The sequence below is a fragment of the Pontibacter arcticus genome (assembly GCF_003284895.1).
In the GTDB taxonomy this organism is placed as follows: Bacteria; Bacteroidota; Bacteroidia; order Cytophagales; family Hymenobacteraceae; genus Pontibacter; species Pontibacter arcticus.
Genome location: NZ_QMDV01000002.1, coordinates 632490 through 645278, shown reverse-complemented (window position 1 = coordinate 645278; position 12789 = coordinate 632490). Strand labels below are relative to the sequence as shown.

The 12789-nt window shown below is 45.9% G+C and carries 11 protein-coding genes; all 11 read left to right on the top strand.

Annotated elements, in window-relative coordinates; translation table 11 throughout:
• The first annotated feature begins 900 nt into the window (after window positions 1-900).
• The 11 genes from DP923_RS07940 (at window position 901) to DP923_RS07890 (ending at window position 12651) form a co-directional block, all read left to right on the top strand.
• Window positions 901-1536 carry a class I SAM-dependent methyltransferase gene (locus DP923_RS07940; protein ID WP_112305300.1) on the top strand — a complete coding sequence of 212 codons (636 nt, stop codon included), beginning with the start codon at window positions 901-903 and terminating at the stop codon, window positions 1534-1536.
• Window positions 1537-1596: 60 nt separating this feature from the next.
• Window positions 1597-2394: a HipA family kinase gene (locus tag DP923_RS07935; RefSeq protein ID WP_112305299.1), complete on the top strand. Its 798-nt coding sequence runs from the start codon at window positions 1597-1599 to the stop codon at window positions 2392-2394.
• The gene (locus tag DP923_RS07930; RefSeq protein ID WP_112305298.1) at window positions 2372-2755 is read left to right on the top strand and encodes a DUF3037 domain-containing protein; all 384 of its coding nucleotides are present in this window, start codon (window positions 2372-2374) and stop codon (window positions 2753-2755) included. The genes DP923_RS07935 and DP923_RS07930 overlap by 23 nt, the downstream gene beginning before the upstream one ends.
• A 216-nt stretch (window positions 2756-2971) precedes the next feature.
• Window positions 2972-3574, top strand: coding sequence for a hypothetical protein (locus DP923_RS07925; protein ID WP_112305297.1), 603 nt, complete (start codon window positions 2972-2974; stop codon window positions 3572-3574).
• A gap of 160 nt (window positions 3575-3734) precedes the next feature.
• The gene (locus DP923_RS07920) at window positions 3735-4322 is read left to right on the top strand and encodes a TetR/AcrR family transcriptional regulator (protein WP_112305296.1); all 588 of its coding nucleotides are present in this window, start codon (window positions 3735-3737) and stop codon (window positions 4320-4322) included.
• A 156-nt stretch (window positions 4323-4478) separates the two neighbouring features.
• Entirely contained in the window at window positions 4479-5807 is a 1329-nt protein-coding gene (locus DP923_RS07915; protein WP_112305295.1) for a TolC family protein, read from the top strand.
• 25 nt (window positions 5808-5832) lie between these two features.
• A complete protein-coding gene (locus DP923_RS07910; RefSeq protein ID WP_112305294.1) occupies window positions 5833-6975 on the top strand; it encodes an efflux RND transporter periplasmic adaptor subunit in 1143 nt (380 codons plus the stop codon).
• 32 nt (window positions 6976-7007) lie between these two features.
• Window positions 7008-10211 carry an efflux RND transporter permease subunit gene (locus DP923_RS07905; RefSeq protein ID WP_112305293.1) on the top strand — a complete coding sequence of 1068 codons (3204 nt, stop codon included), beginning with the start codon at window positions 7008-7010 and terminating at the stop codon, window positions 10209-10211.
• Window positions 10212-10419: 208 nt separating this feature from the next.
• Window positions 10420-11052, top strand: coding sequence for a hypothetical protein (locus DP923_RS07900; RefSeq protein WP_112305292.1), 633 nt, complete (start codon window positions 10420-10422; stop codon window positions 11050-11052).
• A gap of 58 nt (window positions 11053-11110) precedes the next feature.
• Window positions 11111-11857: a DUF72 domain-containing protein gene (locus tag DP923_RS07895; protein WP_112305291.1), complete on the top strand. Its 747-nt coding sequence runs from the start codon at window positions 11111-11113 to the stop codon at window positions 11855-11857.
• A gap of 239 nt (window positions 11858-12096) precedes the next feature.
• Entirely contained in the window at window positions 12097-12651 is a 555-nt protein-coding gene (locus tag DP923_RS07890) for a hypothetical protein (RefSeq protein WP_112305290.1), read from the top strand.
• The last annotated feature ends 138 nt before the right edge of the window (window positions 12652-12789 follow it).

The window sequence follows — 12789 nt, the reverse complement described above, 5'->3', positions numbered from 1 at the left end:
ATAGAGGAAAATGGACAGAACCTATCCAAGTTCATTGAGATAAATCAGCAGGAATGACCACCTAATGATTTCTACTGGGAATCGCCAAGTTCAATAATAATCCAGATTATTCCTGTAGACAGAGTGCTGGAAATAAACGGTATTCCCAAGCAAGAATATTATAGCTACTTAAAACTAGAAATATAGAAAAACTTTGACTAACTGACTTGTGTAAATTGCAGTCTCGGCCGATAACCTCTCCCAGTACGTTAGCGCGAGGTGTAAGACAACAACAGCCGTGCACAACAGACACGACATAATTGACGATAGAATGAATATTGACGCTATAAATAAATATTTGCATAGCTGTTTCCTCTTGATACTTCCAATTATGATATGGAATATTGCCTTCACAAACAAATTGCCCAAAGACTATCAACCCGATATATTTTGGAAAGACATTCCTGCTTTGTTAGCATATGCTGAAAATATTTCAAGGACATTGGTTTTCGTGTTTACTTTACTGATGCCTTTAAGCTTTTCAACATCGACGCAGAAACGGGGACTTATTTTATATGTGTGCGGGACAATATTATACTTTAGCTCTTGGCTTGTCTTGATTTACTTTCCTGACAGCAGATGGAGTAGTAACATCTTTGGTTTTATGGCACCTGCATACACCCCATTGTTATGGTTAACAGGAATCGGACTGATCGGAAATTCATTTTATTTAAATCTGCCCTATAGACGCTGGTTTTATATTTCGATAGTTGTCATATTTCTGATATTTCATAATTTCCATACAATGACAATATATTTGAGGACACATTAATTGTCTATGCGTCAAATAAACGTAAGAAGAACATCAGCAGCTACAAGCAAAAATAAATATCTTCTTATTTTGAATTTTAAGGAAATATTATGGCAGAATTTTGGGAATTAAGCTTTAGAGATAAAAACACTATGTGGGGCTTTGAGCCTGCAGATGCTGCTATTGCAACCCTAAGCTTATTTAGAGAAAAAGGGCTTAACAAGATTTTAATACCTGGGTTTGGTTATGGCAGAAATGCAAAGGTATTTACCGATGCTGGATTCAACGTAACCGGAATCGAGATTTCAGAAACCGCCATTGCCCTGGCCCAAAAGCATTATGGTAAGAATGTAAAAGTGTACCACGGTTCTGTTAGTGCGATGCCATTTGACCAGGAATTTTACGATGGGATTTTTTGCTATGCTTTAATCCATCTGTTAGATAAAAAAGAGCGGGTTAAGCTCATTACCGATTGTTACAATCAACTGCAGCCTGATGGGTACATGGTTTTTGTGACAATATCAAAAAATGATGCTACTTATGGGAATGGGGTAGAATTAAGCAAGGACAGATTTGAAACCAGGCATGGTGTTCAGTTATTCTTATATAATTCAGATTCTATAAAAGAAGAATTTGGCAAGTATGGCATAATTGATTTAAAAGAGATAGAGGAACCTGCCAAGAATATGGGGGACAGACCCTCACAAAAATTCTGGCTAATAACTTGCAGAAAACAAGAAAAATAAAATGTTAGCCAGCAAAAAACCAAGCAACAATAACTATATAATCATCCGTACGACCAATTCATGACCTATAACCAACCCGAACTCCGGACAGTGGATGTAACGCGGTATGTCACGCCGCTGCGCGAAGGCGGTTCGCTGCCTGCCATCGTGGAAGCTGACGATACGTTTATGTATGTGCTCAAATTCAGGGGAGCCGGCCAGGGCGTAAAGGCTTTGATCGCTGAACTGATCGGGGGCGAAGTGGCGCGCTTGCTGGGCTTTAAAGTACCGGAAATTGTGTTCATGACGCTGGATGAAGCCTTTGGCCGCACCGAACCCGACGAAGAAATTCAGGACCTATTGCGCGCCAGCGAAGGCTTAAATTTAGCATTGCACTACCTTTCCGGTGCCATTACCTTTGATGCGCTGGTTACCAAAGTAGACAGCGAACTGGCTTCGCGCATTGTATGGCTCGATTGCTTTCTGAATAACGTAGACCGCACCGCCCGCAATACCAACATGCTGATGTGGCACAAAGAACTCTGGCTGATCGACCACGGCGCGGCTTTATACTTTCATCACTCCTGGCACAACTGGGTAGAGCAGGCGAAAAAACCTTTTGCGCAGGTAAAAGACCATGTGCTGCTGCCCCGCGCCGAAGCCCTCTCCGAAACAGACGAAGCCTTTAAAGCCATACTTTCGCCGGAGAAACTGAAAGCCATTGTGGCCCTTATTCCGGACCATTGGTTATTGGTGGATGCCCCTTTCGAAACCCCTGAAGAGCATCGCCAGGCTTACCTCGATTTTCTGACAACCCGACTCTCCCATTCCGAAGTTTTTGTAAATGCCGCCCAAGATGCAAGAAAAGCACTTATTTGAGTATGCCGTTATCCGGGTGGTACCCCGGGTAGAGCGCGAAGAGTTTATGAACGTGGGCGTTATATTGTACTGTGCAGGCAAAGGCTTTCTGCAAACCAGATGCACCCTGAACGAAGCCCGCGTACAGGCATTTTCTCCGGAACTGGATATGGACGAGCTGCAGGAACGACTACAGGCTTTCGACCGTATCTGCAAAGGCCGTTCGGAAGGTGGCACCATTGGGCAGTTGCCAATTGCCTCGCGTTTCAGGTGGTTAACGGCTACCCGCAGTACCATCGTGCAAACTTCACCGGTTCACCCCGGCCTCTGCGAAGATCCCGAAGAAAAGATCAACCAGTTATTTCAGCAGTTAGTACTATAAGCCTATACTTTTAAATCGTAAAAAGTACATCCTGCCGTTGCTGTGTGTTTTCACCGACAACTATACTTTAACCTTTAATTGCTTGCTGATGATAACATATAACAGGGGCAGCTAAAACAATAGCATTATATAACGCTATACAGCTTCCAACTATACTTTTAAATCGTAACCATTACTTTCAGCTTAACTTTATACTTTACCCGCATACACCACACTATGAAAAAACAGTTACTTTCTGCCTTCCTTTGCTTGTTTATACTTGCCGGCTGCGATAATTCCCGGAAACTAGAGAACGGCGCGCAACCCGAAGAATCCGAAAACCCGATTACACTTCCTGATTCAGCTGCAAGCCAGCCTGCGGATAGTATGGCCGCCCGCGAAGCAGAAATTCAGAAGTTGCAAGGCTATCTGCGCAACAACCTCCTAAAAGAAGATCTGAAAGACATGACCTCCGAGCAACGCAAATTCCAGTACGCCACCACCGACCTGAACGACGATGGAAGTATGGAATACCTGATCGGTTTCCAGAGTTCATACTTCTGCGGTTCTGGGGGCTGCACGTATCTTTTAATTGATAACAGTGGCAAAGTGCTGGGCGATTTTTCGGTTTCGGGCGGCCCTTTTATTATTGCGGATACCAAAACGAATGGGTATCTCGATCTGCTGGTATCGCATAATGGCAAAATGCACAAGCTCCAGTATTCCGGCACTATGTACCCGGGCAATCCTTCTACTGCGCCTTTTTTTCCGGGCAAGCCAGCTACCGGGTTAACGCATTTGTTTCCGGAAAACGCTACCCCTGAAGTCCATAATTTCTAAAATTTAAGCTGCCGGTTGGCCTTCACATGCAGTTTCTTACACAGAAATTAACCTGACACAACCTGTGTATCTACATTATTTTTCCTGAAAAGAGATTCTGTATCCTAAAATAAAACTACCTTTGCTCCCGAATGAACATTCAATTAAGACAGGTTGTGGGATGGAAAACTTAGCAGAAAAGAAAAAAGCGATACTTGAAAGTACCCTTGCGCTGGTTAAAGTAAATGGTTTTCATGGCACGCCCATGAGTATGGTAGCCAAAAAAGCAGGCGTTGCAGCGGGCACCATTTACCATTATTTCGAAAGCAAGGATAGTCTGATTTTCGAGCTCTACTCCTACCTGAAGCAGCAGGCTATACAGGTGGTAAGAGAAAGCCAGAAGCCGGATGCTACCTATCAGGAACGGTTTTTTGCGCTGTGGTTTGCCTTTTATACGTACTACACCAGCAACCCCAGCGTACTTTGTTTTTTTGAGCAGTTTGTGAATTCTCCTTACGCCGAAAAAGCAAAGTCAATTCCTTCGGAGCTGGATGAACTGCTGCATGCTTTTTTTGAGGAAGGTATTAACTCAGGGCAGCTGCGTCCGGTTGCCCCCCAGATCTTAAGCATGCTGGCGCATGGCAATGCTATTTCACTGGCCAAAGTATACGGCATCGGAAAATTAAACCTGGCCACTGCCGACCTGGAACTGGTAGTACAGATTCTCTGGGACGGGATGTCGCAGAAAACCAGCGAGATTAATTCATAACAAAGTATAGGTTTTACTGTTTGCCTGTATTGATGTTTAAACAATATTAAAAAGTATGAATGGCAAAACCCCTAACCGGATTTGACGTTCCTTAACCATTGTACTTCAAATAGTTATACTACATTATATCAACTTTATACTATCCTTTTCCATTTCATGAATTTTATACGACACATAAGATTGCTGCTGCTCGTCGGGTTACTATACCCCGCTTTATTGCATGCGCAGGTAAAAGACAGCACAGCCCCGCAAAACCTCACGCTGGAACAATGCATTCAGTTTGCGCTGGAAAACCAGCCCGCTGTACAACAGGCGCGCTTAAACGAAGAGATCGGGGAACGCGAGATCAAAGCAAATTTATCGGGGTGGCTACCGCAGATCGCAGCCAATTACGCTTTTTCGCACAACATCAGGCGCCAGCAAAGTGTATTCGGCGATCAGGTCATCACGATCGGGCAAAAGTATAACTCCAACATTAATTTACAGGCTAACCAGACGCTTTACAGCAACGACCTGCTCCTTGCCTCGCGTGCTTCCAGGTTTACCAGAACAGCCCTTGACCTGAACACGCAGGCCACCCAGATCAATACGGTGGTAGAAGTAAGCAAAGCATTTTTCAATATTCTGTTAAGCCAGGAGCAGCTTCGTATCCTGAACGAGAACATTTCACGCCAGGAAAAGCAATACAGAGATGCCCGCGCGCAATACGAACAAGGATTGGTAGATAAAACAGATTACCAGCGCGCCAGCATTACGCTTAACAGCATTCGCGCCGACCGCAAGCGTACCCAGGAAACAATTAAGGCAAGCACCGCTTACCTGCAGGAACTGATGGGCCTTCCGTTAGGTGCTCCCCTCACGCTGGCCTACGATTACAAGCAGATGGAAGAAAATATACTGGTAGATACCACCCAGCAAGTAGCGTATGGCGGCCGCGTGGAGTTTCGTCAGTTGCAAACGCAAAAGCAGCTACAGGACTTGAATACCCGCTATTACCGCTGGGGATTTCTGCCGACCGCCTCTGCTTTTATTAACTACAACCCTACCTTCTTCAGTGCCGAGTTCTCTGATCTGTACAACCAGTCCTACCCTACTTCGGCAGTTGGTTTACAGGTCGGTATTCCTATTTTCCAGGGAGGCCGCAGAATACAGAATGTAAAAATATCGCAGTTGCAGCAGCAAAGCCTGGATGTGGAACAGCAGAATCTGGAGCGCCGCATCAACACCGAATACCAGACAGCCATGGCCAGCTATAAAAGCGATTACAACGACTGGCTGACGCTGCAAAGCAATGTAAAAATAGCAGAGGAAGTATATGATGTGATCAAGCTGCAGTACAACGAAGGCATTAAAACCTACCTTGACCTGATCGTAGCCGAAACAGACCTCAGAACGGCCCAACTTAATTATTACAATGCCTTGTACAATGTACTTTCCAGCAAACTGGATGTGCAGCGCGCACTGGGTACCATTACAGTCCAATAACTAAACAGAGAAAACCATAAGCACCATGAAATTAAATTTATCCATCGTAGCGGCGCTTAGCTTATCCGGCGCTTTGCTTGTTTCCTGCGGCAACGAAGACCAGGGAATGCAGCAAAACCCAATGGCGGCAGCTGTTCCCGTGAATACCTATACTGTAAAACAAGAATATGTAGTGGGTACCGATTCGTATCCGGGTACAGTTGTTCCGCTTAGCGAAGTAGAACTGCGCCCACAGGTAAGTGGCTACATCAGCCAGATATTTGTAAAAGACGGCCAGCGCGTAACCAAAGGCCAGAAACTCTATGAAATTGACCGCACCAAATACCAGGCAGCCTACAACCAGGCACAGGCCAATGTAAGAAGTGCACAGGCTAACTTAAACCGTGTGCAGCAGGACTTGGTACGTTACGAGAACCTGGCGAAGCAGGATGCTATTGCAAGACAGCGCGTAGATTATGCCCGAGCGGATGTAGAAACAGCCCGTGCACAGGTAGCCGTAGCACAGGCACAGGTGGCCAGCGCTTCTACAGATCTGGGTTACTCTGTTATCAGTGCCCCGTTCAGCGGTACAATCGGTATTTCGCAGGTAAGGGTGGGTTCCCAGGTCAGCCCGGGCCAGACGCTGTTAAACACGATCTCTTCTGACGGCCCTACCGGAGTTGATTTTGTGATAAATGAACAGGAGCTGCCACGTTTTAACCGCTTGCAGCAAGGCAACCAGCCCGATTCACTTTTTACGCTTAAATTATCGGATGGGTCTACCTATAAGCATACAGGTAAACTTACTGCTATCGACCGCGCCATAGGTACTCAGACCGGAACAATTACGGTTCGTGTAAGCTTCCCTAACCCGGACCGTATGCTTGTTTCCGGTATGACAGTGAGCGTAAATGTGCTGAATCAGGATATCGGCAAACAGATCACTTTACCATTTAAAGCTGTAACAGAACAGTTAGGCGAATATTTTGTCTATGTAGTGCAAGGCGACTCTGTACAGCAGCAGAACATACAGTTAGGTACCCGTTTCCAGGATAAGATAGTGGCCCGCGAAGGCTTGAAAGACGGCCAGGTAATCGTAGTGGAAGGTATTCAGAAGCTGCGCCAGGGAGCCAAAGTACAGGTTGGTGCCCCACAGGCAGCGGGCGCTGCACCGGCAGCAGGAAAATAATCAATCGTTAAAAGCAGCTTTTCAGAACAAGTATGATATCGGATATATTTATAAAAAGGCCTATTACTTCCATCGTGATCTCGATTGTGATCGTGTTGGTAGGAACACTGGCCATGATGAACCTGCCCGTTACGCAGTACCCGGAGATCTCTCCGCCTACGGTATCGGTTTCGGCAAACTACACAGGTGCCGATGCGCAGACGGTAGAGCAAACGGTGGCAACACCCATCGAGACGCAGATCAACGGTACGCCTGGTATGGCTTACCTGACTTCTACCAACACCAGTACCGGCCAGATGAACATGACCGTTACCTTTGAAGTTGGTACTGACATCGACATCGCGACGCTGGATGTGCAGAACCGTGCCAGTGTAGCCGAGCCAAGCTTACCGGAAGAGGTTAGACGTTTAGGTGTAACCGTTCGAAAGCGTAACCCAAGTATACTGATGGTGGTAGGTATTTACTCACCAAAGAAAACACACGATGTACAGTACCTGGATAACTACACCAACATCTATGTAAAAGATGCCTTGCTGCGTGTGCCTGGTGTAGGTGATGTAACCGCAATTGGTCAGGATTTTAGTATGCGTTTGTGGCTGCAGCCTGATAAAATGGCGCAGTATAGTATGAGTGCAAACCAGGTGATAGCTGCCATTCAGGAGCAGAACATGCAGGTAGCAGCCGGTACGGTTGGTGCGCGTCCGCAGTATGATACCCAGGCATTCCAGTACCCGATCACGGTAAGCGGCCGTCTGTCTACAAAAGAGCAATTTGAGAATGTGATCATTCGCACTAATCCGGAAGACGGCTCTTTAGTGTACCTGAAAGATGTAGCGCGTGTAGAGTTCGGTCAGTTTGACTACGGCCGACAGGCAACGATCAACGGTAACCCGGCTTCCATGATGCTGATTTACCAGGCACCGGGCTCTAACGCGGTAGCCACCGCCGATGGTATTTATGCCGCGCTAGCTGAAATGAAAGCTTCTTTCCCGGCTGATGTGGACTATATCGTTTCATTTGAGTCGGTATCGGTAGTAGAGGTTTCGATCAATGAAGTTATCCGGACACTGGTGGAAGCGCTGATACTGGTGATCATCGTGGTATTCCTGTTCCTGCAAAGCTGGCGCGCTACCTTAATTCCTATCCTGGCTATACCGGTGTCGATCATTGGTACTTTCATCTTCTTTATTCCGCTCGATTTTACCATCAATACACTTACCCTTTTCGGATTTGTACTTGCGATTGGTATTGTGGTGGATGATGCCATTGTGGTGGTGGAAGCTGTGCAGCATTACATTGACCACGAAAAATTATCGGCCAAAGATGCCACGCGCAAGGCCATGAAAGACATTACGGCTCCGGTAATTGCCATTGCACTTATACTGGCGGCAGTGTTTATACCGGTTGGTTTCATACCGGGCATTGTGGGTCGTTTGTACCAGCAGTTCGCGATCACGATTGCTATTTCCGTATTAATCTCTGCCTTTGTTGCCTTAACGCTTACGCCGGCGCTCTGCTCGATCATGCTGAAACCGATGAACGTGAACCGGGATTCGAAAGGCCTGAACAAGTTCTTCTTCAAGTTTAACAACTGGTTTGCCCGCACCACCGAATCTTACTCTGTTGGAGTTCGCAAAAGTATAAAAGCGGCACCGTTAGCGCTTATCCTGCTAGTTTGTCTTTACATCGGTACAGTAGGCTTATTTGCTAAAAAACCATCAGGCTTTATTCCGACGGAAGATGAAGGCCGCTTATTTATCTCGGTTGAGTTACCGGAAGGCTCCTCTGCAAACAGAACGCAGGCTATCCTGGAACAAATGGCAGGTATCCTGGGTGATGTGAAGGCTATCCGGAATGCAACTTCCATCTCAGGTCTGAATGCGATCAACTTCTCGTTTAAATCGAACAGTGGTACGTTCTTTATTCAGATGCACCCGTGGGATGAACGACAGGAAGAATCGTTGCAATTACAGGGCGTAATGGCTGAACTAAACCAGCGTTTTGCCGCTATCAAAGAAGCGAATATTATTGTGGTGGCACCGCCGGCAATTCCGGGTCTGGGCCAGTCAGGTGGTTTTAGCTTTATGCTGGAGCAGCGCACTGCCGGCGATATTAAAGAGCTGGAGCGTGTAATGGGTCAGTTCCTGGGTGCCGCTAATCAGCGCCCCGAAATTGCGATGGCCTATAGCTTCTTCAATACCCGCACCCCGGGTTACCACGTAGAAGTTGACCGCGAAAAAGTGAAGAAACTTGGCATTAACCTGACAGATGTTTTCGGAGCAATGTCGTCGTACATGGGTAGCCGGTATATCAACGATTTTACACGCTACGGCCGAAATTACCGTGTGGTAGCACAGGCGGATACCGCGTACCGTATGGATATCCAGAGCCTGAACCAGTTTTACGTACTGAACCGCCAAGGCGAATCTGTTCCGCTTAGTGCTGTGGTAAGTACCAAAGTGGTTGAGAACCCAGCTGTAATTTCACATTACAATTTGTTCCGATCCGTAGAGATTTCGGGTAGTGCGGCACCGGGTTACAGTTCCGGACAGGCGCTGCAAGCCTTGGAAGAAGTAGCCGCCCAAACCTTACCGGCTGGCTACGGTTTCGACTTCTCAGGCTTGAGCCGCGAAGAACTGGCAGCAGGTAACAGCACGATCTACATTTTCGCGTTATCCATTGTACTGGTACTTCTGTTGCTGGCTGCACTTTACGAAAGCTGGTCGGTGCCGTTCTCTATTCTGTTTGCGATTCCGTTGGGGATGTTTGGGGCTATTCTGGCGCTTACGTTCCTGCCTAAATTAGATAACAACGTGTACGCACAGATTGGTATGATTACGCTGATCGGTCTGGCTGCCAAAAACGCGATCCTGATCGTGGAATTTGCAAAAGAGCGTGTAGACCGCGGTATGGAGTTGTTGGCTGCAACCATTGAGGCTGTTAAGCTGCGTCTGCGCCCGATCATTATGACTTCGCTTGCCTTTATACTTGGTGTAACGCCGCTGGTATTGGCATCCGGTGCAGGGGCTGTATCGCGCCAGACAATTGGTTGGGTGGTAATTGGAGGTATGTTGGCTGCTACGTTCCTGGCTATCTTCTTTGTGCCGGTGCTTTATGTGGTTATCACAAGGCTGGCTTACGGCAAAGCAAAACTCCAAGAATTACAGGCTAACTATAAACCTGAAAATGACAATGATGATGGCGGCGATCCTGCTTATGTAAATCCGCACGCCTAATCTCTTAAGATAGTTTTTTGTTTTTTTTCAGCCCCGGCTTCTGGTCGGGGCTGTTTTTTTATAAATTATTTTAAATCACTACCTGCATTGTCAGAAGTATAAATTACCTCATCATCTATAAAATGAAGCTGTTAGTAGATTAGTATGGTATTGATCTTTAGCGTTTTGTATCTTGGTTATACTTTGCAAACGCGCCTTCTCCATGACTATGAACAAAAAACAGTTTTTCCTGAACGGCATCAGCATTTTCCTGGGGCTGATCTTTTTTACGGCAGGCATGGCGAAAGTATACGCCGGTCATAAATTTCCTGGTCTGATCGGTCCGGTGTGGCTCGAAGATAAGTTAGCTGAATACGGCCTGGCTTTGTTTGCGCGCTATATCGCCTATTCCCAGATCATTGCCGGGTTTATACTTTTAACCCTGCGTTACCGGACATTGGGTGCTATTATATTAGTACCAATGGTACTCAGTATTTTACTGGTAACCGTTTCTCAGAACTGGGTAGGCACGCCGTATGTGGTGAGTGGTTTACTGGTTCTCAATCTTATACTGCTGCTTGCTGATGCTGGCAAATTTTTACCGCTCGCTGGTTTTCCTTCTACTTATTTACCAGCTCCTCAAACTAATCCCTTCAAGATGCTGCTAATCTGGCTGGCAGGTTTCGGGTTAGTTCTGGTAAGTATACAGCTCTCGTTTATGCAGCTTATGCTCAGTTATGTGATCTGTGTTTCAGGTTTATTAATTGGGTTAGTACCATACTTTATACAGGGCAGAGCAGGCCGAAGTATAAAACGGGTTGCCGCGAAGCTATCCGGAGTAGATTTTATACCGGCTACCTGAGCCCAATATAACCTTACACGATAGCCAAAGTATAAGATGCTTTTATAGAAAGCTACTTATGCACCACATCCCTAATTTATACGTTGGCACCTCAGGTTGGAGCTACCGCTGGCAGGAAGTTTTGTACCCGCCTGAACTTAAATCTGCGGAGTTTTTAGCCTACTATGCTACCCACTTTAAAGCCGTCGAGATCAACAGTAGTTTTTACCATTTCACGATGGCCAAGACTATTGAGAAATGGCTGACCACCACACCCGATTATTTTAAGTATGCACCCAAGCTGAACCAGGAGATTACGCACAAACGCAAATTCGTGGATATAGAGGAGCCGCTGCTAAAGTTTATGTCCAGATATAAAAAAATGGGCACCCGCCTGGGGCCGGTGCTGGTACAGATAGCCGGCAGTTTCAGGTTCGATCCTATCGTGGCGGAGGATTTCTACAAAACACTGAGAGAGCATTATCCCGAACAGCCTTTTGCCCTGGAGGCCCGACACGTTTCCTGGTTTACTGATGAAGCACTGGACCTGATGCGCAAGTATGAAATATCGTTTGTGATGGCCAGTGCGGGCAAGCGCTTCCCGGGTGCCGAAGCTGTAACCAGCAACCTGGTTTACCTGCGGCTGCACGGCGACGAAAAAATGTATACCTCCAGTTACACAGACGAACAACTGGAACGCTACGCTTTTATGCTGAAAGATTACCTCGAAGACGGAAAAGAAGTATGGGTATTCTTTAACAACACCATACTTGGCAATGCCGTGCTGAACGCTAAAAAGCTGGAAGAATTGATCGTTAATTTGTGACCTGTTATGATCAGTTTTTTGTGATGGCTCTGTTTGAATGCTACAAATCTGCTGTTTAATTGGTTAGCAGGTTATATCCTTGTGTATGTATATATTTTAAGCCAGAAAATATATACATACGGTATGTGCTATATAAGAGATAGAATATTTACATTTGCTTAAACTATAATCTACTTTTTAGCCAAATGAAACAAATTCTACTTTTATGCACACTCTGTACTTTAATTAGCTTTACAAGTATGGCACAGGATGTTATCTTAAAAAAGACAGGAGAAAGCATCCAATCCAAAGTTTTAGAAATTACACCTTCTGAAGTAAAGTACAAGCGCTTCGATAATCAGGAAGGGCCTCTTTATACGGTAGCAAAATCAGACATAACGATCATAACATATGCTGATAAAACAACGGAAGCTTTCGAAACGCAGGAAGTTGCCGTTTCTGTTCCACCTTCGGTGCCTGCAGCAGCAACAGGCGCAAACAATTATTTCAACATGATGGCAAAAGGCGGAGCTGACGCCAGGTTGCACTATAAAGGCTATACAGGTGCAGGCACAGGAACGCTGGCAGTTAGTTTATTGTCGCCGCTTATCGGGCTGGTACCGGCAGTGATCTGTTCTTCTACGGAGCCGCAGACTTCAAATCTTAACATTCCTTCGCCTGAACTATTCAACGACCCGGCGTACCTCACCAGCTATGCAAACGAAGCGAAGAAAATAAAATCCCGTAAAGTATGGAAAAACTGGGGAATTGCCTTGGGCGTAAACCTGGCTTTAGTTATTGCACTGGCCAACTAAGTAGCAGGAATTAAGATAGCATAAAATTAAACTTGCAAGTTGGTTTAATGATAATCAATATTTTACATACTTAAACGTCCTTCTTTCTGACTATTTAAACGAAACCTATACTTTCATGATACCAAAAAAGCAGAAGCC